The organism is Rhizobium sp. Nf11,1, assembly GCF_050587665.1.
In the GTDB taxonomy this organism is placed as follows: Bacteria; Pseudomonadota; Alphaproteobacteria; order Rhizobiales; family Rhizobiaceae; genus Rhizobium.
The window spans coordinates 1-22,658 of sequence record NZ_JBOBHU010000033.1 but is presented as its reverse complement, the minus strand read 5'-3'; the positions used below and the strand labels follow the sequence as shown (position 1 = coordinate 22,658).

Below are 22,658 nucleotides of genomic sequence, written 5' to 3'. Positions count from 1 at the left end.
ACCGACAGATTGCGCCAGCACGTCCGGCAAGGTCGTTACGCCGCGCTAGAACACGGCCTAACGATTGCACCGCCGCGGCCGCCGTCAAGCCACGATGTCAGCCATATGGTTCAGCTCCTCGTCGGCATCATCCGGCAGCACCAATCCGGCAGCAGCGAGATTCTCCCTGAGATGGCCGAGCGACGACGTGCCGGGGATCAACAGGATATTGGCTGCGCGGCGCAACAGCCAGGCGAGCGCCACCTGCATCGGCGTGGCGCTCAGGCGTGCGCTGACATTGGAGAGTGTGGACGATTGCAGCGGCGTGAAGCCGCCAAGCGGGAAGAACGGCACATAGGCGGTGCCCTGACGGGCGAGTTCGTCGATGAGCCGGTCGTCGTTCCGATGCGCCAGATTGTACTGGTTTTGCACACAGACGATCTCGGTGATCCCGCGGCCTTCGGCGACCTGTTTCGATGTGGCGTTGCTTAAACCTAAGTGACGGATCAGACCTTGCCGCTGGAGATCAGCCAGAACCGTCAGGGGTGCTTCTATCGAGCCTTCGGCCGGGCTATGCAGGTCAAATGTGATCCGGAGGTTGACGACATCAAGCACCTCGAGGCCGAGGTTGCGAAGATTGTCGTGAACCGCCTGCGTCAGTTCCTGGCGCGAGAAGGCCGGAATCCAGGACCCGTCCGCGCCGCGCCGGGCGCCGACCTTGGTGACGATGACGAGATCGTCGCCATAGGGATGGAGCGCTTCACGGATGATCTGATTGGTCACGTGCGGGCCGTAGAAATCGCTGGTATCGATGTGGTTCACGCCGCATGCGACCGCCTCGCGCAGCACCGCCAGAGCGGCGCCGCGATCCTTGGGCGGGCCGAACACGCCGGGCCCTGCCAGCTGCATGGCGCCATAGCCAAGTCGCCTCACCTTGCGGTCGCCGATATTGAATGTGCCGGATTGATGGATGATGGACATGGTCGCGCTCCTTTCAACAGATGAGATTAAACTTACTCCTTGGCGGTGCGTGTGATAATTGGGTACAATGCGCACGGGCCGTGCGGAGTGGCGAACAGTGAAAGCAGACCTGAGTGACCTCAACGCCTTCGTCGCAGTGGCGCGGGCGGGTGGTTTTCGCGAGGCAGCGCGTGCCAGTGGCAGCAGCGCCTCCTTCTTGAGCGAAGCGGTGCGTCGCCTGGAGGCTGATCTCGACGTCAGGCTCCTCAATCGGACGACGCGTAGCGTCGTTACGACCGAAGCGGGCAAGGGTCTGCTGGAGCGGCTCGGCCCTGCTTTGACGGAGGTGGAGGCCGCGCTCGACGTGGTCAACCGCTTTCGCGACAGGCCGGCTGGCTCGCTGCGGCTCAATGTGCCGGTCAGCGCTGCGCGGCTGGTGCTGCCTGCCATCATCCCGCCATTCCTCGCCGCCTATCCCGACATTCGCCTGGAGATCGTCGCCGAGGAGAGCTTTGTCGACGTGCTCGCTGCCGGGTGTGACGCCGGCATCCGTTATGACGAGCGGCTGGAGCAGGATATGATCGCGATTCCGATTGGTCCGCGCCACCAGCGCTTTGCCACTGCGGCATCGCCTGCTTATCTCGACCGCCAAGGGCGGCCGCGACATCCGAGTGAACTCCTTGATCACGCCTGTTTGTTGGGCCGTTTTGCCAGTGGTGCGCTGACGACGCCATGGGAATATGAGCGGGACGGCGAGGTGGTGCGGGTCGAACCGACCGGCCCATTGATCGTCAGGGTCGGCGGGGCGACCGATCTTTCCGTCGACGCGGCGATAGCGGGCACAGGAATCATCTGCATTTTCGAGGATTGGCTGCTTCCGCATTTCGACAGCGGCGCACTTGAGCCCGTCCTCGAGCCGTGGTGGCAGCGCTTTTCAGGACCGTTTCTCTATTATCCCGGCCGGCGTCTGGTGCCTGCGCCGCTCAGGGCATTCATCGACTTCGTCAAGGCATCGGCCAACTGGGTTTAATGTTCGTCGGCGAGCCTCCGCGCCTAGCGTCAGAGCGTGACCTCGGCGTTGTCGCCCATATCCGGTTTGCTGTTTGTGACCGCTGCGGCCGCCATTTTGATATAGCTGATGATGGTGCCGGGGCTGTCCCAATATTCGGCCGAAGACGGGGTAACCTTGAGGATGCGGATGGAGGGATCGTCGGGATTGTCCCACCATGCCTTTGCCGGCGTTGCCCACAATTCACGGATCTTCTCGCGATCGTTCTGCACCTCGGCCGTCCCCGACACGGAAAGATATTTCTGCGCCTTGGTGTCGGCAAAGGCCAGGCAGACGTTCGGCCAGCGGGCGACCTCGTCGTCCTTGTTACTGGCGAGATCAGTCAGAAAATAGACCGCGTTTTCAAGCTGCGCGCTATAGGCGGACATCGGCCGGGCGCGCAGATTGTCGCCGTTGCGGGTCGTCAACATGCAGAAGCCTATTCGGTCGATCAATTCCCATACCCGCGTCGCGTCATCCTGCTCGGCCATCGTCATCTCCATTTGTGCGAAAGACGGAGTAACCATCTGCTGGAGCCGATGTTCCCGAGGTTTTAGGTGGCCAACTCCCGGAAGGTGATCGAATAACGCAGCCGATCGACAGGGGGGATGGAATGCTCCCAGAGCGTTCTTGAGGCGCCGGCCATGAGATAGGCGGAGCCGGGTTCAAGCAGGAGCGATCGCCGCTGCCACTTGTCGCCGTTCCGGCGCCTCAACCTGAAGGTGCAGGACGAAAGCAGGGAGATGCCGACGACCCGGCCGAACACGGATTTATCCTTGTGCCAGCCGATCGGCGCGCCGGGTGCGTATTCCGTCACAAGAGCATGTTCGAGCGCCTCCGGCGCGATATCCGCGAAGCGTGCGGCGATCTCCCGAATCGGGAGCAGCAGTGACGGTATTTCCCCTGCTTTTCTCATGCGCTGACTGTCGAAGTCGTATTTCCAGCCGAAGGAGACCGTTCTGCGTTTGCCTTCGAACCCGTGGAAGTCGAAGGCTTTGAACGGCAGGGCCGGTATCGCTTCGAGAACTGAGCGCTGCAGATCGACGGGCACAATATCCTGGGTATATCGGAAACCCTCGGGAAAGCCGTCGTCGGCCACGCCAAAGAGATCCTTCTGTGCAATCACGGTCACCGCTCGTTCCTCAATGCACGCTCGGGGTTTCCATAACCGTCGCGAAGTCTTCTGCGACCAGTTCGCTGACTGCTATGAGGATTTCCTCTCGCGAAAAGCCCGACGTCAGTGCCCGCTGAATCAGATCCTGCAAATCCGGCTCAACGACATCGCGGCAATCCTCGAGGCGTTCCTCCGAAACGGTGAGGCTATTCAATTCGTCCATTGTCTATCCTTTCGAGAAATGTAACTGCTGAAACGGGGCGGGAGTCTAACGGGCGGCGGTCCGTTTGCGCCCGACCAGCAGCCCTTCGCGCTGCATCTTCTTGCGTGCAGCCTTTCGCTGCCGGCTGATCGCCTGCGCTTTTTCCCGGACTCGGCGTTCGGATGGTTTCTCATAGGCGCGCCGTTCCTTCATTTCGCGAAACAGCCCTTCACGCTGCATCTTCTTCTTCAAGGCCCTGAGGGCCTGGTCGACGTTGTTGTCTCTTACGAGTACCTGCATGTCGGATTCTCCTTGCTAATGATTTGTCGATCGACTTTCGGTCGGACCGCGCGGCGATCGGCGCCTACATACGCTGCGGCTAAGCGGTGAAATGCCTTCACCGCAGTTTGCGACGGCATGCCGCCCCGCAGTAGCCGGCCTTCGACCGCAATCGCAGTCGCTATCTTCGTCGTTCGAAAGAAATCCTCTGCCGATCGTAGCCGGCATCATCGCTTGTTATCGGGATTGCCCACACCGCTCCGGCTGGCGCACACCGCCAATCCTTCGCCCTCGTTGACGAGGCGGCACCGCTTGAGTGTCCGATGGGATCGGGGGTCGGCCTTAAAATAGGTGCGGGTGTCAGGCATTGCAATGGTGTGCAGGCACCATAAAGCAGCGCCAGAAAAGCGCCGTCATTACGTAGTCGCCGCAGAGCTTCTTTCAAGTTTACCGCGTGTAAATTGGTCGAAATTGCTTCAAATTTGAATGAAACGGAGAGCGTAATAAGCGTCTTATAAGCGGAGACACACGTTAAAGGCGAATGTTAACCTTGCGTTAAATAACCCATTGACTTGTACTATTAATAAGTTGTTAAAGGGGCGGCTCGCTGAGGTCAAATTGGCCTGCTGATAAACAATTTTAGGAGAAACTAATGGCTTCACTGATTCACGCAACTGATGATAGTGCAACATTTCAAGAAACCGATGTAATTTCCGGAAATCTGCTTTCCAACGATTCATCCGAGAACGGTCACCTGTTCCTGCGTGCATTTGACGGCGCTAGCGTTGGCGCCAAGAGCGGCATGAGCCAGATCACCGAAATCCAGGGCGAGTACGGCACGTTCTTCGTCAAGCCGGACGGCAGCTATACTTATGTTCTGAGCGACGCAGCCAAAATCGGCTTCACCAACGGCGAGCTGCTCCAGGAAAAAGTATCGTACAAGATCTCCGACGGCAGCGGCCATACCGATGTCGGCCTGTTCACGCTGAACATCCAGGGCGTCACCCAGGTGAAGCCGATTGCTGTCGACGACGTCTACAGCTTCACCGAAGGCAGCCCGATCGGTGGCAACGTCCTCGATAACGATATCGCCGGCGACAACGGCAAGATGTTCCTGCGTCAGTTCCTGAGCACGCAGGTGGACTCGAAGGCTGATTCCGTAACCGATGTTCAGGGCACCTACGGCACGTTCCACGTCAAGGCCGACGGCACCTTCACCTATGATCTGACTGCCGATCTGGATGCAGGTGTGACCTACACGGAAGTTCTCCGCTACTACAAGATCTCCGATGGCGAAGGCCATACGGACACGGCCAAGGTGACGCTCAACATCCTCGGCACGGACGCTCATCCCGACGGCGTCGGTGTTTGATCTGCAGCAATAGATCAGTGAGACAAGATGCCCGCCGCGCAATCGGCGGGCTTTTTTCTATGCGCAGCTCCTCAAAGATTTGCAGACATAACCCTTTTTAGCTAGTTCTTATAAAAGAGAGGCGGGCGTAGTCTCGATGTTTGGAGGACACGCCCTTGACCGAACACATCGAACCCAAGCAAATCGAAACGGACGATCTGACGAAAGTCTGGTCGGTGACCGAGTTCTGCGCTTGCCATCGGATAGATGTCGAGGAGCAAGCGTTGTTGCTCAAACTCTTCGGACCATTCGCGACAGCCTGCGAGTTGCTCCATAATGCCAGGCGTGCGCCTCGATACCGATGAGGTCCGCGCTCGCGACCGGCGACATCCCCCGCTTCCTTAGTTGATTTCGACTGGGCATCCCCGTGAACCGGCAGAAGCATCACCCGATCGGGTGACGTTCGTTGTCGCACTTCCGAGGGATTGGTGAATTCTCATCCGCCGTCATGCCCGCTGTGAGCTGGAGCGACCCTCCATGACCTCCCGGATCGGACAATCTCCTGAATTGCTCCTCACTCTCTGCACAAAATCTGCAATCCGGCGCGGCATCTTCCGGTCATGAGCAAAAACGACATTCCACTGCGCCTCACATCATTCCCCTTGCCGGATCGCCTTCGCAAGGACGGGTGGTGGCTGACCGAGGTTTCTGTCGAGGCAAGGTTGGGAAGTACGCTCATCGTGATCGAAAATCGGCATCCGCGAGAGGAGCACCAATGGACACAGCCGACATCCTGACACAACCGATGCCCATCAGGCGCGGCAGCGGCCGGGTCGCCACGCTGCTTGCGCTTGTGGCGCTTGCCGACTTTTTGATCTTTGGCCACGCGCCCGGGATAAATCTTTTCCTCTTTGCCGTCGCCGTTTGCGCAGGCATTCTGTTCGCGTCTCGGAAAACGCCGTCGCCAGCGAAAGCGGCGCTGCTGGTAGGCTTTCTGGTCCTGGCTTCGGCGCCCCTGCTGGAATCGTCTTCACTCACGGGCCTTGCCTTTTGGATCGGTGGGCTCATGTCGGTCGCTCTCGTCAGCGCCGAGCTGATGCCTCGTCGGCTAGCAGCCCTGCCCCGAGTCTTTCTTCGGTTCGCTCTCGTCATTCCTTTGCGGCTTGTCGAGAGCATCAAGAAATATCTTGCGACGCCGGGCAGACGCCTCTCCCTTGTCAGCGTTCGGCGGGGCATCGGTCTCTGGATCATGCCTGTCGTTCTCGCAGCGGTCTTCGTGTCTCTCTTTGCTGCTGCCAACCCGCTTATCGAGATCGCGCTGCGGAGCATCGATTTCGGCCTTCTGCTGCAGTTCCTCGATCCCTGGCGGATCGGCTTCTGGTTGTTAACCGCCATCGTGATTTGGGCGATGCTGCGGCCGCGCCTGAAGCGTCGCGTTGCGCGGTCGCAGGCCGGCAGGGCCTTCATGATAGTGCCCGCCAGAAATGCACTGCTCGGCCACGCCTCGCTGCTGCGGTCGCTCGTCCTGTTCAATGCCGTCTTTGCGGTTCAGACGCTCCTCGATCTCGTGTATCTCTGGGGCGGCGCGGATCTGCCCGATCACATGAGCCATGCTGAATATGCACATCGCGGCGCCTATCCCCTGATTGCGACCGCGCTTCTGGCCGCCGGCTTTGTCCTCGTTGCTATGCGGCGCGGCGGACCCGGCGATTATAGTCCGCTCATCCGCGGCCTCGTTCATGCCTGGATCGCCCAGAACGTCCTTCTCTGCCTGTCATCGATGCTGCGGCTTGGCCTTTATGTCGAAGCCTATTCGCTGACCGAACTGCGTGTCGCTGCCGGCCTTTGGATGGGGCTCGTCGCCATCGGCCTCGTGCTCATCCTGCTGCGCATTCTGCTCAACCGATCCAACCAGTGGCTGATCGCCGCTAACCTCGCCTCTCTCGCGACGGTTCTCTACATCAGCGCCTTCATCGATTTCCCAGCGTTCATCGCCCGCTTCAATATTATCCATAGCCAGGAAATCAGCCAGCAAGGCCTGCCGCTCGACCTTGCCTATCTCTCCTCGCTTGGTCCTTCCGTCATTCCGGCGCTCGATCTTTACCTCGGCATGCTGCCGGACCACATGGTCGACAAGAGGAATCAGGCGCTATCGATCCGATACGACCTCGTCAGGGATTTCGAACAGCACCCGCGCGATTGGCGTAGCTGGACTTTCCGGGTGGCCCGACTGGAGGCCTATCTTTTGGCCCCTGCAGCCATTGCAAGATAGAGCAAGAACGATAACAACAGGCACGACAACCAGTACAGGACCGGTGATGACGCCCCGCATTCTCGTCGTCGATGACGAGCCTCATATCCGCGATGTGATTTGCTTTGCCCTTGAACGCGCCGACTTGGCATCGATGGCGGCCCGCAACGGCACCGAGGCGATGGCGGCCTTCCGCCGCGGCAACATCGATCTGATCATTCTCGACATCGGTATGCCCGGTATGGACGGTCTGGAAGTCTGCCGTCAGATCCGCACGACCTCAGGATTGCCGATCCTGTTTCTGTCGGCGCGCGACGAGGAGATTGACAGGATATTGGGGCTCGAAATCGGCGGGGACGACTATGTGACGAAGCCTTTCAGCCCGCGTGAACTGGTGGCGCGGGTGAAGGCGATCCTGAAGCGCAGTGGCAATGAAGCGGGGCCTGACAGACGCCACGCCACGCTCGTCGCCGGCGAGCTCAGCCTGGATCGCGCCGGCAGGACTGTTATGTTCGGCAAGAGCGCTGTTGCGATGACGGCTCTCGAATTCGCCATCTTGGACGCATTGCTGTCACGGCCCAGTATGGTCTTCAGCCGCGAGCAATTGATGGAGGCGGCCTACGGCGCCGGCACCTATGTCGCCGATCGCACGATCGACAGCCATATCCGCAACATCAGGGCCAAATTCGCTGCCGCCGGCGGCTCCGGACTCATCGCAACCGTTCACGGCATCGGCTTCAAGCTCGGCGGTGACATTGGGAGGAAGGCCTGATGCCGGCGCCGAAAGTCAGGGTGAAATGGCGGCCGCCGCTGGCGCTGATCGTCTACGCGGTGCTTCTCACGGTGATGGCGCTGCCTGCTCTGATTGTCATCTGGTTTCGCGCCACGGAGGCGAGCGCGAACCGGATGGAGCCGGTGGAGATCATCGCGCTCGTTGTCGTCCTCGTGCTGACGCTCGCCGTCGCCTATGTGCTGACGCGCACCATCACCGGCCCCATCGACGCCCTGATCGCCCTGACGGATGAGATCGCCCGCGGCGGCAAGGCAGCAATCCGTCCGCTTGAAAGCTATGGGACGCGGGAGATCGCCGTGTTGTCGCAGAGTTTCCTCGATCTGGCGGGAAAACTGGTCGACCGCACCGAATATGTCCGCTCCTTTGCCGCCCATGTGTCCCACGAATTGAAATCGCCGCTGACGGCCATTCGGGGCGCGGCGGAGTTGTTGCGTGATGATGATGCCGAGAGGCCGATGACGAAGGCGCAACGCCTGCGCTTTTTGGACAACATCGCCGCTGACGCTGTCCGTCTCGACGCGTTGCTGCAGCGGCTGAGGGAACTTGCACAGGCGGAAATGCCGATGACCGGGGGCGGAAGCAGCATTGCAAGCGTCATGGCCCTACTGCGCCAGCGATTTCCTGCCCTAGATATCTTAGGCGCAGGCGATACGGAGGCATTGATTGCCCTTCCAGAGGAGGCTGCCATCATCGTCTTCGCCAACCTTGCCGACAACGCCCTTCAGCACGGCGCAGCGCTACTTGAATTCACAGTGTCTGCCGACGCCCGAACAGCACTCATTCTCGTCCGTGACGATGGTAGCGGTATTTCCGAGGCAAACCGCGATCGCATCTTTCAGCCGTTCTTCTCGACCCGCCGCGAAGAGGGCGGCACCGGCATGGGCCTCGGCATCGTCCATACCATGCTGAGCTCCCACGGCGGCACGATCCGCGTTCGGCAGACGACCGGCGTCGGCGCTGAATTTGAAATTGCGATACCCTTGCTTTCCCAGCGCGGCTGAGGAGATCGCGCCGTCAGCTTTTCAGATAGCTGACGACGGCATCGGCGATCATTCCGCGATGGCGTTCGATGGTGTCACCGTCGGAGAGATTGCGCCGGAAGATCGTGCCGAAAGTATAGCGGTTCGAGACGCGGAAGAAGCAGAAGGCGCTGATCATCATATGGATGTCGATCGGGTCGGCCTTCCTCTGGAAGACGCCCTGGTCGAAGCCGCGCTCCAATATGCCGGCAATGGTTTCGATGACGGAGACGTTGAGATCGCGGATAGCCTCGGAGCGAAGCATATGGGCGGCATGATGGATGTTCTCGATGCTGACGAGGCGGACGAAATCGGGATTGGCCTCGTCGTGATCGAAGGTCGTTGAAATCAGTGTCCGCAACGCCTCTTCCGGCTCGAGATTGGACAGATGCAGATCGGATTCCAGCGAGCGTATCTTGCGGTAGGACTGCTCGAGCACGGCAAGATAGAGCCCTTCCTTGCTGCCGAAATAATAATAGATCATCCGCTTCGAGGTGCGCGTCTTCTCGGCGATGGAGTCGACGCGGGCGCCGGCAAGCCCATGGGTAGAGAATTCCTCGGTTGCAACGAGGAGAATATCTTCCTTCGTCTGCTGTGGATCGTTCTTCCGCCCGTTTTCGCCCCGTTCCGTCATGAGCCTGATTACCGCACTTTCTAATTTATTGGTTTGTTTCTCGAATTCCGGCTTTCGGCTTCACTCGAACCAAGTGTCTTCTGGACCCGTCTCCGCCAGTCTTATTCACGTTGCAGGCATGTTTCAATAGATGCCGCTTGACATACGAACTAGTTAGTACATTTTGGAGAAGCGAACAGTGGAGGAATTGATCGCGACGCTAATATTTGGTCACGACGTGCATTCGCGGGCCTGACGACGGTCGGCCGGCAAGGGCAAGGCTACGCTTGGGAGGAGCGAATGACCCGTATCATCGAATATTATTTCTTCGCGCTGAAGGTGACGATCGCGCTGCTACTGGCAGGTATGGTCCTGCTGGTTTTCGGCAATGTCGTACTTCGTTACGCTTTCAACCAGGGCATCACCTCTTCGGAAGAACTGTCGCGCATTTTTTTCATATGGCTGACTTTCCTCGGCGCCGTCGTGGCGATGCGCGAGCATGCCCATCTCGGCGTCGACTCCCTCATCATCCGCCTCCCGAAACCGCTCGCGAAGCTTGCAGTGCTCCTCGGTTATGGAATGATGCTGGTCGCCACTTGGCTGATGATCAGCGGCAGCTGGGCCCAGACGCTGATCAACCTTCACGTCTCGGCCCCGGCGACCGGCATTTCGATGGGCGTTTTCTACGGCGCGGGGCTCGCCTTTGGCGTGCCGGCCTTTTTCATCCTTCTCTGGGACGCTTTTGCCATCGTGACCGACCGCATCGATGTGACGACCGCCGGGCTTGTGCGCGACAGCGAGGAAGAGGCGGCACTTGAAGATCCCGCGCAGACGGCCTTCCCCGTTCTCAAGCCGAAGCACTGAGGAGCGCGTCATGACTGTCACGATCTTCCTCGGCGCCCTTCTCGGTCCGATGGCGCTCGGCGTTCCGATCGCCTTTGCCCTCATCATCACAGGTGTGGCGCTGATGATGTATCTCGGCATGTTCGATGCGCAGATCGTCGCGCAGAACGTGCTGAACGGCGCCGACAGCTTTCCGCTGATGGCCGTGCCCTTTTTCCTTCTCGCCGGGGAGGTGATGAACACGGGCGGTCTTTCGCGCCGTATCGTCAATCTCGCCATGGCCATGGTCGGCCATATCAGGGGCGGCCTCGGCTTCGTCGCCATCTTCGCGGCCTGCGTGCTGTCGAGCCTCTCCGGCTCGGCTGTCGCCGATGCGGCCGCACTTGGCGCCCTGCTCTTCCCGATGATGCTGAAATCGGGCCATGATCCTGCTCGCGCCGGCGGCCTGCTTGCTTCGGCCTCGATCATCGGCCCGATCATCCCGCCCTCTATCGGCTTCATCCTTTATGGCGTCATCGGCGGCGTCTCGATCACCAAGCTGTTCCTGGCGGGCATTTTCCCCGGCCTGATGATCGGCGCGGCGCTTTGCGTCACCTGGCTAATCGTGGCGCGCAAGGAGCAGTTCGCTCTGCCGCCGAAGCAGAGCGGTGCGGTGCGGATGAGGGCATTCGCCGAAAGCATCTGGGCGCTGATGCTTCCCGTTATCATCATCGTTGGCCTGAAATTCGGCGTGTTCACGCCGACCGAAGCCGGCGTCGTCGCGGCGGTCTATTCGCTCTTCGTGTCGATGGTCGTCTATCGGGAGCTGCCGCCGTCGCGGCTGTTCGAGGTCTTCGTTGCCGCCGCGAAAATCACCTCGGTGGTGATGTTTCTGGTGGCCTGCGCCGCCGTCTCGGCCTGGCTGATCACCGTCGCCGACGTACCCGGCGAACTTGCGTCGCTCGTCGAACCGCTGATGGACAATCAGACACTGCTGCTGCTTGCCATCATGGTGCTTATCGTCGTCGTCGGTACCGCCATGGACATGACGCCGACGATCCTGGTCATGACGCCGGTGCTGATGCCCATCATCAAGCAGGCGGGGATCGATCCTGTCTATTTCGGCGTGCTGTTCATCATCAATAATTCGATCGGGCTGATAACGCCGCCAGTCGGCACGGTTCTCAACGTCATCTGCGGCGTGTCGAAGCTTTCGATGGAGGATCTGATGAAGGGCGTCATCCCCTTCATGTTCGCCGAACTGCTCGTTCTTTTTCTGCTCGTCCTTTTCCCCGCGCTGGTGACCGCCCCGGTTGCCTGGTTCGGGCACTGATTTCGCCGCTGACGGCGATGGAATTTCAACGCGGCCGGAGGGAGATGCCGGTCCTATCCTGGGAGGAAAACATGCTGAACAGATTGACGAAACTGGCGCTGGGACTGGCTCTGCCGATTGCGCTTCTGGCAAGCGGCCCTGCCGTGGCAGAAATCCGCGAGCACAGCCTCAAATTCGCCGCCGCCAATAATAAGGGCCATCCCCAGGTCATGGGCATGGAGAAGTTCGCCGAGCTGGTGAAGGAAAAGAGCGGCGGCAAGATCGAGGTCAAGCTGTTTCCGGGCGGTGTGCTCGGCGGCGACGTCCAGACGGTGTCGGCGCTGCAGGGCGGCGTCATCGAGATGACGGTGCTCAACGCCGGTATTCTCGCAAGCAACGTCAAGCAGTTCGGCGCGGTCGACCTGCCCTTCCTCTTCAACAGCGGCGAAGAGGCCGACAAGGTGATGGACGGCGCGTTCGGCACCGACCTGATGAAGCTCCTGCCCAATACCGGCCTCGTCGGTCTCGGCTATTGGGAACTCGGCTTCCGCAATCTCACCAACAACCGTCATCCCGTCACCAAGCTCGAGGATATTAAAGGCCTGAAGATCCGCACGATCCAGTCGCCGATCCCGATCGAGCTCTTTAACAGCCTCGGCGCCAATGCGGTGCCGCTGCCCTATACGGAACTCTATACAGCGCTTGAGACCGGCACCGTCGACGGTCAGGAGAACCCGGCCGCCAACATCATCAACGCCAAGTTCTTCGAAGTGCAGAAGTACATGACGGTCACCCGTCACCAGTACAATCCGCAGATCGTTCTCATCAGCAAGAAGTTCTGGGATGGCCTGAACGATGAGGAAAAGGCGGTCTTCCAGTCGGCGGCGACGGAAGCCCGCGACTATCAGCGCAAGGTGTCCAGGGAGAAGGATGCCAACGCGATCGCGGAAATCAAGAAGACCGGCATGGAAGTCGTCGAGCTCAGCCCGGAAGAAACGCAGAAGATGCGCGAGGCCGTCAAGCCGCTGATCGACAAGTTCACCGCTCAGATCGGCGCGGAAACCGTCACGCAGCTCTTCAAGGAGCTCGACACGGTTCGCGGCAAGTAAGCGAATCAGGGCTCGCAGCGATCCTGCGGGCCTTTACCATCATGAGAGAAACGGAACTGACGTATGGCCGAGACACTGCTGAAACCGTTGAAGGCCGGGCTGATCGGCTCCGGTATCCAGGCTTCGCTGACGCCTGCCATGCATATGGAGGAAGGTGCGGCCCAGGGGCTGGACTACGATTATGAGCTGATTGATCTCGTCAAGCTGAATGCCTCGCCTGCCGATCTTTCGCGGCTGGTCGCGGATGCCGAAGAGCGTGGTCTGGCCGGCCTCAACATCACCCATCCCTGCAAGCAGCTCGTCATTGCCCTGCTCGACGAGCTGTCGCCGGAAGCCAGGGCGCTCGGCGCCGTCAACACCGTGGTCCTCAAGGACAGCAGGCGCTTTGGGCATAATACAGACTGGTGGGGCTTTGCCGAAAGCTTCCGGCGCGGGCTGCCGCAAGCCGACCTTTCCTCGGCCGTGCAGCTTGGAGCAGGCGGAGCGGGTGTCGCAACCGCCTATGCGATCCTGACGCTCGGCCTGAAGAGGCTGACGGTATTCGATCGCGAGCATGAGCGTGCCATCGATCTGGCGGAAACGATGTCCGCGCTCTTTCCCAGTGCGTCGATCGCCGCCGGCAGCGATCTTGCTGTCGCGATGAAGGCGGCTTCCGGCTTGATCCATGCGACGCCGACCGGCATGGCCAAATATCCCGGCACGCCGCTTCCGCCCGAACTTCTGGAAAGGCGGCATTGGGTTGCCGAAATCGTGTACTTCCCCCTGGAGACCGAGCTATTGTTGCAGGCGAGGCAGCGTGGCTGCCGGACGCTCGATGGCGGCGGCATGGCGGTCTTTCAGGCGGTTGGCGCCTTTCGTCTGATCACCGGCAAGGAGCCTGACGCCGGTCGCATGCTCGCGCATTTCAAGACCATGACGTCTTTACGCTACCCGCAAGGACCACTGCGATGAAGACATCGATTGCGACTGTTTCGCTGAGCGGCGACCTCCGTGACAAGCTGGAGGCGATCGCCAAGGCCGGCTTCGACGGGGTGGAGATATTCGAGAACGACTTCCTGATCTTCGACGAAAGCCCGAAGGAGGTCGGCCGGATCGTGCACGATCTCGGCATGGAGATCACGCTCTTTCAGCCGTTCCGCGATTTCGAAGGCATGCCCGAGCCGCTGCGCAGCCGCACCTTCGATCGGGCCGAGCGCAAGTTCGACCTCATGCAGGAAATGGGTACCGACCTCGTCCTCGTCTGTTCGAATGTTTCGCCGGCTTCGCTCGGTGGTCTGGACCGGGCGGCGGCCGATTTTCATGAACTCGGCGAGCGCGCCGCGAAACGCGGTCTGCGCGTCGGCTACGAAGCGCTTGCCTGGGGCCGCCACATTCATGATCACCGCGACGCCTGGGAAATCGTCCGGCGGGCCAATCATCCGAATGTCGGCTTGATCCTCGACAGCTTTCACACGCTGTCGAGGAAGATCGACGTCAACTCGATCCGGTCGATCCCGAAGGAAAAGATCTTCATCATTCAGCTTGCCGACGCGCCGTCGATCGACATGGACCTGCTCTATTGGAGCAGGCACTTCCGCAACATGCCTGGTGAAGGCGACCTGCCGGTACTTAATTTCATGAAGGCCGTGGCGGCAACCGGCTATGACGGCTATCTCTCGCTGGAGATCTTCAACGACCAGTTCCGCGGCGGTTCGCCGAACGCGATTGCTGTCGACGGTCGTCGTTCGCTGATCTATCTCGGAGACCAGGTGAAGCGGCAGCAGCCGGAGAGCGCCCTGCCTGTGCCTTCAATGCCGCCGCGCGCTGTCGTCGAGGGCATCGCCTTCATCGAGTTCACTGCCGATGAAGACGAGGCGCCGGAACTGGAAGCGCTGTTTGCGAGCCTCGGTTTCCGCAAGGCGGCCAAACACAAGACCAAGCGGGTAACGGTCTTCCGCCAGGGTGCCATTAATCTCGTCGTCAATACCGAGCGGAAAGGTTTTGCCAGCGCCTCCTATGCCGTGCACGGCACTTCGGCCTACGCCGCCGGGCTTATGGTCGACGATGCCAAGGCGGCCTTGCAACGCGCGATGGCGCTCGGCGCCGAACGCTTCGAACAATCGCTCGATGCCGGCGAGATCGAGATGCCGGCGGTGCGTGGTGTCGGTGGCGGTGTCCTCTATTTCCTTGACCGCAAATCCGAGCTTGGCCGCATCTGGGAGATCGAATTCGATGCGATCGAGGATGATGTCGCTCCGCAGCCGGCGGGACTGCAATCGATCGATCATATGGCGCAGACGATGAAATACGAGGCGCTGCTGACGTGGCTGCTGTTCTACACCTCGCTCCTCGAGGCTGAGAAGACGCCGATGGTTGATATCGTTGATCCCTCCGGCATCGTCCGCAGCCAGGTGGTGGAAAATCGGGAAGGTTCTTTGCGCATCACCATGAACGGCGCGGAAAACCGCAACACGCTGGCCGGCCGCTTCATCGCCGAAACCTTCGGCTCCGGCATTCAACATCTCGCCTTCAGGACCGACGACATTTTTGCGACCGCCGCCGCGCTTGCCGCAAACGGTTTCGTCCCGCTGGCTATTTCGCCAAACTATTATGACGATCTCGAAGCCCGCTTCGGGCTCGACGCCGAATTCGCCGATCGCCTCAAGGCCAACAACATCCTCTACGACCGCGATGATTATGGCGAGTATTTCCAGCTCTACAGCCCGACCTATGGCGAGGGTCTGTTCTTCGAGATCGTCGAGCGGCGCAGTTATCGCGGCTATGGCGCTGCGAACGCCATCTTCAGGATTGCCGCGCTGAGGAAACATTTGAGGCCGCCGGGACTACCCCGCGCCTGAGAGACGATCTCAGGCTGAAGCTCGCAGCATCAGTTCGGCATTGAGGAGAATGCGGCCCGCCGGTGCGGCGGGCCCCTCCCCTTCGCCGAGCCGTTCGAGCAGCAGTTCGATCGCCAGCCTGCCGATCTCGTTATAGTTCTGCGCAACTGTCGTTATCGGCGGACAGGCGTATCGGGAAAGAGGATGGTCGTCATGTCCCGCCACGCGCAGGTCACAATTGGGGCCGTGGCCAACCTTGAGGCCCTGCTGGAAGGCGGCGGCGATGACGCCGAAAGCGACGCGGTCGTTGGCGCAGAGCACGGTTCGCGTCGGGAAGCCCCGGCCAGACGTCAGGATGCGGGTTGCCTCCTCGAAGCCGAAACGCTCGAAATCCCAGCTCTTGCTATCCGCAAGCTCGACAATGCTCGGTGCCATGCGGAATTGCTCCATCGCCTCCAGGTACGCCGTCTGGCGTGTCAGGGCGTTGGTGTTGACATGCGGCATGCCGAAGTAGCAGGGCGGCTCGCCCGAGCGGCAGAGATAGTCGACGATCAGGCTGAAACTCTGGCGATTGTTGGTGCCGACGAAAGAGGACGTCTCATCGAGCGGCGAGTCCACATAGATGAGGGGTACGCTGCGGCCAAGTTCGTCGAGCGTCGCATGATGCGACTCGACGCCGAGCGGAGCGATGATCGCGCCGGCGACATTCATCGATTTCAGCGTCTTGATCGCCCGGTCTTCCATCTCGGCCTTGCCGTCCGACGACAGGACGAAGGCGAGGAAGCCCGTCTCGTTGGCGATCAGTTCGATGCGGCGGGTGAGCGCCATATAGAAGGGGTCGGTGGAATTGGGAATGATGACGCCGAGGATGTTACTGCGCCGGCGGTTGAGATTGACGGCGAATATATTCGGCCGAAATCCCGATTTTTTCAGCGCCTGCTCGATCGTCTCCCGGGTCTTTTGACGCACGGACATCGGATCGCTGAAATATTTGGAGACGGTGGGACGCGACAGGCCGACGAACTCGGAAAAGTCCTCCATGGTTTTGATTGTCTTTCCCACCATCTGATCTCCTGACACGGCACCTCTGACCGTTTCTAGATGACTCATCGCTCAACGAAAAGCGCTCCACCCGAGGGAACGGGATAACGGCAATAGTTCGGACCTAGTCAGCTGAAAACTGCACTTTCATCGTTGCCGGATCAGCGGATTTCTTGGTGATGAAAGGCAGCACTTCGCCGAGCGGCAGACGATGGGAAACCAGTGCAGCCATCGCGCCTTTGTCCCTTCGGAGGATGTCGAGGGCCTCAGGGATGTTACGGTTCAGCGAATGGGAGCCGGCGAAATGGATCTGGCGTCGAAAAAGCTCGAAGGGCGAAATGGAAATGCGCTGCTCCGGTGCGCAGACCCCGAAGACAAGAACCGTACCGCCATCGGTGACGAAGTCGATCATGCCTTCGACGACCCGAGCGATGCCGGTCGCATCGGCGACGAAATCGAAGGCCCGGCGGAGGCCTGAAAGTGACGCGGATCCTGAGACGGCCGTCTCCAGCCCCAGCTTTTTCGCAAGGGCAAGCCGTCCCTCATTGATATCGGCGACCGTTACCAATGGAACGCCCTTGGCTTTCAGGGACAGCGCCAGCAGCAGCCCGATCGGCCCGGCGCCGAAGACCAATGCGTTTTCCGATCCCGCGGGACCGGCTTGGAGGCCGGCGCTGCCAAGGCCGTTTAAAACGCAGGCGAGCGGTTCGGCGAGCGCGGCGAGGTAGAAGTCGAGGTCGCCGATCTCATACAGATGGTCGGTCCTGACCAGGCTGTATTCGGCAAAACCGCCATTCTCCGTAACGCCATAAGCTTTCAGGTCGCGGCAGAGATTGGTCAGGCCCTTGCGGCAGGCCCGGCACTCTCCGCAGGGAAGATTGGGATCGACGACGACCCGCGCCCCAACGACAAGACCGGAGACATCGCCCGCGACCGCCTCGACTACGCCGGCATATTCATGGCAGGGAACCAGAGGGAAGCGACCCTCGCCGTAACGGCCATGGAGGACGTCGATATCGGTATGGCAGAGGCCGGCCGCGCGCACGCGCACCAGCGCATGGCCGGGCCTCAGTTCCGGCAGCGGCAGCGCCGTGGTGACCGCGACGCCCTTTTCGGTATAACAAATGGATTCCATCTCGCTGGCTCCTGGATTGCCTGGCTGCGGGAGAGCGATCAACTCATCCAGTTGCCGCCGTCGACATTGTAGGTCTGGGCGAGAATATAATCGCTATCGGCAGAGGCGAGGAAGACGGCCAGACCCTTGATGTCGTCAGGTGTGGCGAAACGACCGATCGGAACGGATTTGGCAACCGCGGCCTTCTTCTCGCCCGGCTTCAAGCTCTCCCACTTGGCGAAATGGGCATCGACGACATCCCAATGTTCACCGTCGACAACGCCCGGTGCGATCGCATTGACGTTGATGCCGTGTTTCACCAGTGCGAGCGCCGCAGACTGCGTCGCCGAGATGATGGCGGCCTTTGAAGCGCAATAGAGAAGCACCAAGGCTTCGCCGCGACGGCCGGCCTGGCTTGCCATGTTGATGATCTTACCGCCCCTGCCCCGCCTGATCATGACGTTCGAGACTGCCTTCATCATGAACAGCGGTCCCTTCAGATTGATCGAGAAGACCCGGTCATAACTTTCCTCGGTGATGTCGTTGACCGGTGCCATGTCGAAGATGGCGGCATTGTTGATCAGAATGTCGATGCCGCCGAACTCGGCATCGATCGTATTGACGACGGCATCGATCGCAGCAAGATCTGTAACGTCAAGCTGCATTGCCTTGGCTGCGGGGCCGATCGCAGCGGCGGATCTCGTCGCCCGTTCGATGTCAATATCGGCGATGACGACTTTGGCGCCCTCTTTGACGAAGGCTTCGGCGAAGCCCAGTCCGATGCCGCGTGCCCCGCCGGTAATCAGGGCGATCTTGTCTTTAAGTCTCATGTCTGTCTCCATTCAGCCGGCGTAGAGCCGGAAGATCCACGCGGCGGCCGTCCTGTCTGTTATCGGCTCCGGCAGCCAGAAGGTTCCGGCAGCAGCGCTGCCGGAACCTCTCCGGGAGGAACTCGCGGCAGCGCCCGCGAGCACGAACTCACTTCGGGTAGCCTGCCTTTTTCATGTCGCGCTCGACCTGCTTCTGGGCGTTGTCGAGAGCGGCATCGACGGATTGCTGGCCGGACAATGCCGCACCGATCTGTTGACCGACGATGGTACCGATACCCTGGAACTCCGGAATGGCGACGAATTGCACGCCGGTATAAGGAACAGGATCCTTGGTCGGCTTTGCCGGGTCGGCCGAAAGGATTGCCTTCAACACGGTATCGGCAAAGGGGGCCGCCTTCTGATATTCGGCCAGGGCGTAAGTGGATTTGCGTGTACCGGGCGGCACGGCGACCCAGCCTTCCTTCTCACCCACCATCTTTACGTAGTCCTTGGAGGTCGCCCATTTCAGGAAGGATTTAGCCGCATCAAGTTTGGTCGAGGTGGCTGGAATCGCCAGGTTCCAGGACCATGACCAGCTTGAACCGTTGGCGGTGACGGCGACAGGAGCGCGGGTGAAGGCGATCTTGTCGGCGACCTTGCTCTGCTTCGGGTCATAAACGCGGCCGGCAGCCGAGGTCGCATCGATCCACATTGCGCAATGGCCGGTCGAAAACAGCGCCTGGTTTTCGTTAAAACCGTTACCGATCGCGCCAGGAGGACCGTATTTGGTCATCAACTCGACATAGTCTGTAATTGCCTTCTTCCAGGGCTCGGAATTGATCTGCGGTTTCCAATCCATGTCGAACCAGCGCCCGCCATAGGAGTTGATCATTGTGCCGAGGAACGCCATGTTCTCGCCCCAGCCAGGCTTGCCGCGCAGGCAGATGCCGTATTGTTCCTCGGACTTGTCGGTCAGCTTGGCCGCATATTCCTTGATCTGATCGTAGGTTGGCTCATCCGGCATCTTGATGCCCGCGGCGTCAAAGAGATCCTTGCGATAGAGCGTGAACGAACTTTCCGTATAGAAGGGCACGGCATAGAGCTTGCCGTCGACGGTCAGGCCTGTCTTGATCGGGGCGAGCAGGTCGTCATAGTCGTACTCGTCGCCGAGGTCGCCAACGGGTGCGAGCCAGCCCTGCTTTCCCCAGATCGGCGCTTCGTAACCGCCGATCGTGATGATGTCGTACTGGCCGCTCTTCGTCGCAATATCGGTGGTGACCTTCTGGCGCAGGACATTTTCCTCCAGAACCACCCAGTTGACCTTGTTGCCGGTCTGCTTTTCCCACTCAGGCGACAATTTCTGCATGATGATCATATCGCCATTATTCACGGTGGCGATCGTCAGTTCCTCGGCGTCCGCCATTCCGGCGGCCAGCGCGAGGCATGCTATGGATGCAGAAAGGATGCAAATGATCTTGCTCATGGTTTCCTCCTCCACGGATGTCACGCATAATATTACATGCGTAAACTTTGTATCCGCTTCTCCAGATCTGTTGTCAAGCGCGTTCCGCTCGCTTAATCTTCTGCTGGATAGAAGCAACAGACGTGCAAGTTCAGCGGCGTTGCGTCATTTCGCAATGCACTGGAAACAAAAAATAAGTTTCTGCGGTGCAACACAAATATTACCGTACGTAAATTAATTCTTGACGAACTATGGAACGGCGCGATACTGCCGGATGGCGCGGAAGCGCAGGCATTGATCGGCCCGCTGAAGGAGATGCAGATGCCGTCACGTCCCAAGGCACTTGCGCCAGAGGCGCTCGGACCGACGATCACAATTGGCGAAATTCTGGTGGAGATCATGGCGGCCACGGTCGGCGCCGGCTTCCTCCAGCCGCAATCGCTAACCGGGCCCTATCCGAGTGGCGCGCCGGCCATTTTCATCGATCAGGTCGCGCGCATGGGCGGTGCCGGCGGCATCATCGCCAGCGTCGGCAAGGATGATTTCGGTCGGCTGAACATCGAACGCCTGCGACGGGACGGCGTCGACGTCTCCGCCGTCGCCGTTAAAGAGGACTGGCCGACCGGCAGCGCATTCGTCCGCTATCGATCCGACGGGGCCCGCGATTTCGTCTTCAATATAGCCAGGTCCGCTGCCGGTCAGATCGCTCTGACGCCTGCGGCCGAGGCGCTCGTCGAGCGCGCCGGCCATGTGCACGTCATGGGAACGGCTCTTTCCATTCCCGGCGCCCGCGAGGTGATTCTCGACGCCATTGAGACAGTGCGCGCCCGCGGCGGATCGGTGTCTCTGGATCCCAATCTCCGTAAGGAGCTGCTAACGGATCATGGCGTCCTGGAAAGTTTCGACAAGGTGCTGGCCGCGGCCGACCTGTTGCTGCCATCAGGCGAGGAGCTTTTCACGGCCGCTGGAGTAACTGACGAGGCCGGGGCTGTCGCAAGGTTGCTGGAAAGCGGTATCGGTGAAATCGTCCTGAAGCGGGGCGAACAGGGCGCGTCCTTCTTCGGCCGCGATCTCGCGCGCGTCGATTGCGCCGCTTTTGCGGTCGACGAGATCGATCCGACCGGCGCCGGGGATTGCTTCGGCGCGGCCTACCTCACCTGTCGCCGTAAGGGCATGACCCCGGAGGCAGCCCTCCTCCATGCCAATGCAGCCGGCGCCCGCAATGTGACCCGTCTCGGCCCGATGGAAGGCGTTTCCACCCTTGCCGAACTGACGGCCTTCATCACTGTGACCCCGAGGAGATAGACGATGGATCGGATTTTGACCCGTCTTGCAACTGCGCGGCGCGAAGGCACCCCCGTCGGCATTACCTCCGTCTGCTCCGCGCATCCCCTCGTCCTCAGGGCCGCCATCCGGCGGGCGGTGCGCCACGGCGGGCCGGTGCTGATCGAGGCGACCTGCAATCAAGTCAACCATCTCGGCGGCTATACCGGGATGACACCGGCAGACTTTATCCGCTCTGCCGAGCGCGTTGCTACCGAGGAAGGGCTCGACCGTTCACAGATGATCTTCGGGGGCGATCATCTCGGTCCCAATCCATGGCGCAGGGAAAGGCCGGAAGCAGCGTTCGAGAAGGCTGAGGCCATGGTTGAGGCTTATGTCAAAGCGGGGTTCGGCAAGATCCATCTTGACACTTCGATGGGCTGCGCCGGCGAGCCCACCGCACTCGACGACCGGACGATCGCCGAGCGCTCCGCAAGACTGGCGCAGGTCAGCGAAAGGACTGCGAAGGCGGTCGGCGGGCCGCTGCCGCTCTATATTCTCGGCACGGAGGTTCCGGTGCCGGGCGGCGCCGATCATGCTCTCGAAGAACTCCGGCCGACCGCGCCGGAGGCCGCACGCTCGACTATCGCCATTCATCGCGAGATCTTTTCGCGGGCAGGATTGGAAGACGCCTTTTCTCGCGTCATCGCCTTCGTCGTCCAGCCGGGCGTCGAATTCGGCAGTGAAAACGTCATCGGCTACAGGCCAGAGCTTGCGACTGAATTGACCGCACTTCTCGACGAGGAACCGCAATTCGTCTTCGAGGCTCATTCTACGGATTATCAGACGCGCGATGCGCTGACGCGGCTGGTCCAAGACGGCTTCCCGATCCTGAAGGTCGGCCCCGGCCTGACCTTTGCTTTGCGTGAGGCCGCCTATGCGCTCGATATGATCGCCTCGGAGATGATAGCCGGTTACGGCAACAGGCCGCTTGCGGCCGCGATGGAGGCACTGATGCTGGCAGCACCCGGCGACTGGCAGGTCCATTATCACGGCGACGAGACGGCTTTGCGTCTGCAACGGCACTACAGCTACAGCGATCGTATCCGCTATTACTGGAACAGGCCCGAGGCCGACAAGGCGTTCGAGAGACTGCTCGGCTCACTGCGCGGAAAGACGATCCCGGAGACGCTGCTGCACCAGTATCTGCCGCAGTTTTCGGCGGCCGAAGCCGGCGATCCAGAGACTATATTGATTACCGCGGTCGACCGTGTGCTGGCTGATTACCAGAGGGCCTGCGG

The 22,658-nt window shown here is 60.4% G+C and carries 23 protein-coding genes; 13 read left to right on the top strand and 10 right to left on the bottom strand.

Going from position 1 to position 22,658, the window contains the following annotated elements; all coding sequences use genetic code 11:
• Positions 1-84: 84 nt before the first annotated feature.
• Positions 85-960, bottom strand: coding sequence for an aldo/keto reductase family oxidoreductase (locus tag ACQ7C1_RS29815; RefSeq protein ID WP_430960914.1), 876 nt, complete (start codon positions 958-960; stop codon positions 85-87).
• Between the two features lie 97 nt (positions 961-1,057).
• Between ACQ7C1_RS29815 and ACQ7C1_RS29810 the strand changes: the two genes are divergently transcribed.
• The gene (locus ACQ7C1_RS29810; RefSeq protein ID WP_430960913.1) at positions 1,058-1,969 is read left to right on the top strand and encodes a LysR substrate-binding domain-containing protein; all 912 of its coding nucleotides are present in this window, start codon (positions 1,058-1,060) and stop codon (positions 1,967-1,969) included.
• Between the two features lie 29 nt (positions 1,970-1,998).
• Here ACQ7C1_RS29810 and ACQ7C1_RS29805 read toward each other — a convergent pair whose 3' ends face one another.
• The 4 genes from ACQ7C1_RS29805 to rpsU form a co-directional block, all read right to left on the bottom strand.
• A complete protein-coding gene (locus ACQ7C1_RS29805) occupies positions 1,999-2,478 on the bottom strand; it encodes a pyridoxamine 5'-phosphate oxidase family protein (RefSeq protein WP_285193953.1) in 480 nt (159 codons plus the stop codon).
• 62 nt (positions 2,479-2,540) lie between these two features.
• The gene (locus ACQ7C1_RS29800; RefSeq protein ID WP_430960912.1) at positions 2,541-3,119 is read right to left on the bottom strand and encodes an alpha-ketoglutarate-dependent dioxygenase AlkB; all 579 of its coding nucleotides are present in this window, start codon (positions 3,117-3,119) and stop codon (positions 2,541-2,543) included.
• A gap of 10 nt (positions 3,120-3,129) precedes the next feature.
• On the bottom strand, positions 3,130-3,324 hold the full coding sequence (locus tag ACQ7C1_RS29795) for a hypothetical protein (protein WP_097599081.1): 195 nt from the start codon (positions 3,322-3,324) through the stop codon (positions 3,130-3,132).
• A gap of 45 nt (positions 3,325-3,369) precedes the next feature.
• Positions 3,370-3,603 carry a 30S ribosomal protein S21 gene (rpsU, locus tag ACQ7C1_RS29790; RefSeq protein ID WP_011427834.1) on the bottom strand — a complete coding sequence of 78 codons (234 nt, stop codon included), beginning with the start codon at positions 3,601-3,603 and terminating at the stop codon, positions 3,370-3,372.
• 631 nt (positions 3,604-4,234) lie between these two features.
• On the opposite strand from rpsU, the gene ACQ7C1_RS29785 reads away from it, so the two are divergent.
• The 5 genes from ACQ7C1_RS29785 (at position 4,235) to ACQ7C1_RS29765 (ending at position 8,978) form a co-directional block, all read left to right on the top strand.
• On the top strand, positions 4,235-4,954 hold the full coding sequence (locus ACQ7C1_RS29785) for an Ig-like domain-containing protein (protein ID WP_097599080.1): 720 nt from the start codon (positions 4,235-4,237) through the stop codon (positions 4,952-4,954).
• Between the two features lie 155 nt (positions 4,955-5,109).
• Entirely contained in the window at positions 5,110-5,298 is a 189-nt protein-coding gene (locus ACQ7C1_RS29780) for a hypothetical protein (protein WP_430960911.1), read from the top strand.
• 410 nt (positions 5,299-5,708) lie between these two features.
• Positions 5,709-7,205, top strand: a complete 1,497-nt coding sequence (locus ACQ7C1_RS29775) for a DUF4173 domain-containing protein (RefSeq protein WP_430960910.1) — start codon at positions 5,709-5,711, stop codon at positions 7,203-7,205.
• 46 nt (positions 7,206-7,251) lie between these two features.
• A complete protein-coding gene (locus ACQ7C1_RS29770; RefSeq protein WP_430960909.1) occupies positions 7,252-7,956 on the top strand; it encodes a response regulator in 705 nt (234 codons plus the stop codon).
• Positions 7,956-8,978, top strand: coding sequence for a sensor histidine kinase (locus tag ACQ7C1_RS29765; RefSeq protein ID WP_430960908.1), 1,023 nt, complete (start codon positions 7,956-7,958; stop codon positions 8,976-8,978). The genes ACQ7C1_RS29770 and ACQ7C1_RS29765 overlap by 1 nt, the downstream gene beginning before the upstream one ends.
• A 13-nt stretch (positions 8,979-8,991) precedes the next feature.
• Here the strand turns inward: ACQ7C1_RS29765 and ACQ7C1_RS29760 are convergent, their stop codons facing one another.
• Positions 8,992-9,630 carry a TetR/AcrR family transcriptional regulator gene (locus tag ACQ7C1_RS29760; protein WP_430960907.1) on the bottom strand — a complete coding sequence of 213 codons (639 nt, stop codon included), beginning with the start codon at positions 9,628-9,630 and terminating at the stop codon, positions 8,992-8,994.
• Between the two features lie 279 nt (positions 9,631-9,909).
• Between ACQ7C1_RS29760 and ACQ7C1_RS29755 the strand changes: the two genes are divergently transcribed.
• The 5 genes from ACQ7C1_RS29755 (at position 9,910) to ACQ7C1_RS29735 (ending at position 15,689) form a co-directional block, all read left to right on the top strand.
• Positions 9,910-10,473: a TRAP transporter small permease gene (locus ACQ7C1_RS29755; protein WP_430960906.1), complete on the top strand. Its 564-nt coding sequence runs from the start codon at positions 9,910-9,912 to the stop codon at positions 10,471-10,473.
• 10 nt (positions 10,474-10,483) lie between these two features.
• Entirely contained in the window at positions 10,484-11,764 is a 1,281-nt protein-coding gene (locus ACQ7C1_RS29750) for a TRAP transporter large permease subunit (RefSeq protein WP_430960905.1), read from the top strand.
• A 71-nt stretch (positions 11,765-11,835) separates the two neighbouring features.
• Positions 11,836-12,852 (top strand): TRAP transporter substrate-binding protein, encoded by a 1,017-nt coding sequence (locus ACQ7C1_RS29745; RefSeq protein ID WP_430960904.1) that lies wholly within the window; start codon positions 11,836-11,838, stop codon positions 12,850-12,852.
• Positions 12,853-12,915: 63 nt separating this feature from the next.
• The gene (locus tag ACQ7C1_RS29740; RefSeq protein WP_430960903.1) at positions 12,916-13,803 is read left to right on the top strand and encodes a shikimate dehydrogenase; all 888 of its coding nucleotides are present in this window, start codon (positions 12,916-12,918) and stop codon (positions 13,801-13,803) included.
• A complete protein-coding gene (locus tag ACQ7C1_RS29735; RefSeq protein ID WP_430960902.1) occupies positions 13,800-15,689 on the top strand; it encodes a bifunctional sugar phosphate isomerase/epimerase/4-hydroxyphenylpyruvate dioxygenase family protein in 1,890 nt (629 codons plus the stop codon). Before ACQ7C1_RS29740 ends, ACQ7C1_RS29735 begins: the two co-directional genes overlap by 4 nt.
• A 9-nt stretch (positions 15,690-15,698) precedes the next feature.
• On the opposite strand, the gene ACQ7C1_RS29730 is transcribed toward ACQ7C1_RS29735, so the two are convergent.
• The 4 genes from ACQ7C1_RS29730 to ACQ7C1_RS29715 all read right to left on the bottom strand — a co-directional run bounded on the left by ACQ7C1_RS29730 (position 15,699) and on the right by ACQ7C1_RS29715 (position 20,115).
• The gene (locus ACQ7C1_RS29730) at positions 15,699-16,709 is read right to left on the bottom strand and encodes a LacI family DNA-binding transcriptional regulator (RefSeq protein WP_430960935.1); all 1,011 of its coding nucleotides are present in this window, start codon (positions 16,707-16,709) and stop codon (positions 15,699-15,701) included.
• A 124-nt stretch (positions 16,710-16,833) separates the two neighbouring features.
• Positions 16,834-17,844 carry a zinc-dependent alcohol dehydrogenase family protein gene (locus ACQ7C1_RS29725; protein WP_430960901.1) on the bottom strand — a complete coding sequence of 337 codons (1,011 nt, stop codon included), beginning with the start codon at positions 17,842-17,844 and terminating at the stop codon, positions 16,834-16,836.
• A gap of 38 nt (positions 17,845-17,882) precedes the next feature.
• Complete coding sequence (locus ACQ7C1_RS29720; protein ID WP_430960900.1) at positions 17,883-18,653, bottom strand: L-iditol 2-dehydrogenase; 771 nt, start codon at positions 18,651-18,653, stop codon at positions 17,883-17,885.
• A gap of 148 nt (positions 18,654-18,801) precedes the next feature.
• Complete coding sequence (locus tag ACQ7C1_RS29715) at positions 18,802-20,115, bottom strand: ABC transporter substrate-binding protein (RefSeq protein ID WP_430960899.1); 1,314 nt, start codon at positions 20,113-20,115, stop codon at positions 18,802-18,804.
• 300 nt (positions 20,116-20,415) lie between these two features.
• Between ACQ7C1_RS29715 and ACQ7C1_RS29710 the strand changes: the two genes are divergently transcribed.
• Together ACQ7C1_RS29710 and ACQ7C1_RS29705 are read left to right on the top strand one after the other, a co-directional pair.
• Positions 20,416-21,399 (top strand): tagatose kinase, encoded by a 984-nt coding sequence (locus ACQ7C1_RS29710; RefSeq protein ID WP_430960898.1) that lies wholly within the window; start codon positions 20,416-20,418, stop codon positions 21,397-21,399.
• 3 nt (positions 21,400-21,402) lie between these two features.
• A partial coding sequence (locus ACQ7C1_RS29705; RefSeq protein WP_430960897.1) for a D-tagatose-bisphosphate aldolase, class II, non-catalytic subunit occupies positions 21,403-22,658 on the top strand: 1,256 nt, incomplete at its 3' end.

Excerpts from the sequence above, each read along its gene's own strand:
- ACQ7C1_RS29720 (WP_430960900.1), bottom strand. The coding sequence starts at position 18,653 with ATGAGACTTAAAGACAAGATCGCCCTGATTACCGGCGGGGCACGCGGC.
- ACQ7C1_RS29740 (WP_430960903.1), top strand. The coding sequence starts at position 12,916 with ATGGCCGAGACACTGCTGAAACCGTTGAAGGCCGGGCTGATCGGCTCC.
- ACQ7C1_RS29815 (WP_430960914.1), bottom strand. The coding sequence starts at position 960 with ATGTCCATCATCCATCAATCCGGCACATTCAATATCGGCGACCGCAAG.
- ACQ7C1_RS29750 (WP_430960905.1), top strand. The coding sequence starts at position 10,484 with ATGACTGTCACGATCTTCCTCGGCGCCCTTCTCGGTCCGATGGCGCTC.
- ACQ7C1_RS29770 (WP_430960909.1), top strand. The coding sequence starts at position 7,252 with ATGACGCCCCGCATTCTCGTCGTCGATGACGAGCCTCATATCCGCGAT.
- ACQ7C1_RS29710 (WP_430960898.1), top strand. The coding sequence starts at position 20,416 with ATGCCGTCACGTCCCAAGGCACTTGCGCCAGAGGCGCTCGGACCGACG.
- ACQ7C1_RS29765 (WP_430960908.1), top strand. The coding sequence starts at position 7,956 with ATGCCGGCGCCGAAAGTCAGGGTGAAATGGCGGCCGCCGCTGGCGCTG.
- ACQ7C1_RS29755 (WP_430960906.1), top strand. The coding sequence starts at position 9,910 with ATGACCCGTATCATCGAATATTATTTCTTCGCGCTGAAGGTGACGATC.
- ACQ7C1_RS29730 (WP_430960935.1), bottom strand. The coding sequence starts at position 16,709 with ATGGAGGACTTTTCCGAGTTCGTCGGCCTGTCGCGTCCCACCGTCTCC.
- ACQ7C1_RS29745 (WP_430960904.1), top strand. The coding sequence starts at position 11,836 with ATGCTGAACAGATTGACGAAACTGGCGCTGGGACTGGCTCTGCCGATT.
- ACQ7C1_RS29775 (WP_430960910.1), top strand. The coding sequence starts at position 5,709 with ATGGACACAGCCGACATCCTGACACAACCGATGCCCATCAGGCGCGGC.
- ACQ7C1_RS29805 (WP_285193953.1), bottom strand. The coding sequence starts at position 2,478 with ATGGCCGAGCAGGATGACGCGACGCGGGTATGGGAATTGATCGACCGA.
- ACQ7C1_RS29785 (WP_097599080.1), top strand. The coding sequence starts at position 4,235 with ATGGCTTCACTGATTCACGCAACTGATGATAGTGCAACATTTCAAGAA.
- ACQ7C1_RS29760 (WP_430960907.1), bottom strand. The coding sequence starts at position 9,630 with ATGACGGAACGGGGCGAAAACGGGCGGAAGAACGATCCACAGCAGACG.
- rpsU (WP_011427834.1), bottom strand. The coding sequence starts at position 3,603 with ATGCAGGTACTCGTAAGAGACAACAACGTCGACCAGGCCCTCAGGGCC.
- ACQ7C1_RS29715 (WP_430960899.1), bottom strand. The coding sequence starts at position 20,115 with ATGAGCAAGATCATTTGCATCCTTTCTGCATCCATAGCATGCCTCGCG.
- ACQ7C1_RS29725 (WP_430960901.1), bottom strand. The coding sequence starts at position 17,844 with ATGGAATCCATTTGTTATACCGAAAAGGGCGTCGCGGTCACCACGGCG.
- ACQ7C1_RS29735 (WP_430960902.1), top strand. The coding sequence starts at position 13,800 with ATGAAGACATCGATTGCGACTGTTTCGCTGAGCGGCGACCTCCGTGAC.
- ACQ7C1_RS29795 (WP_097599081.1), bottom strand. The coding sequence starts at position 3,324 with ATGGACGAATTGAATAGCCTCACCGTTTCGGAGGAACGCCTCGAGGAT.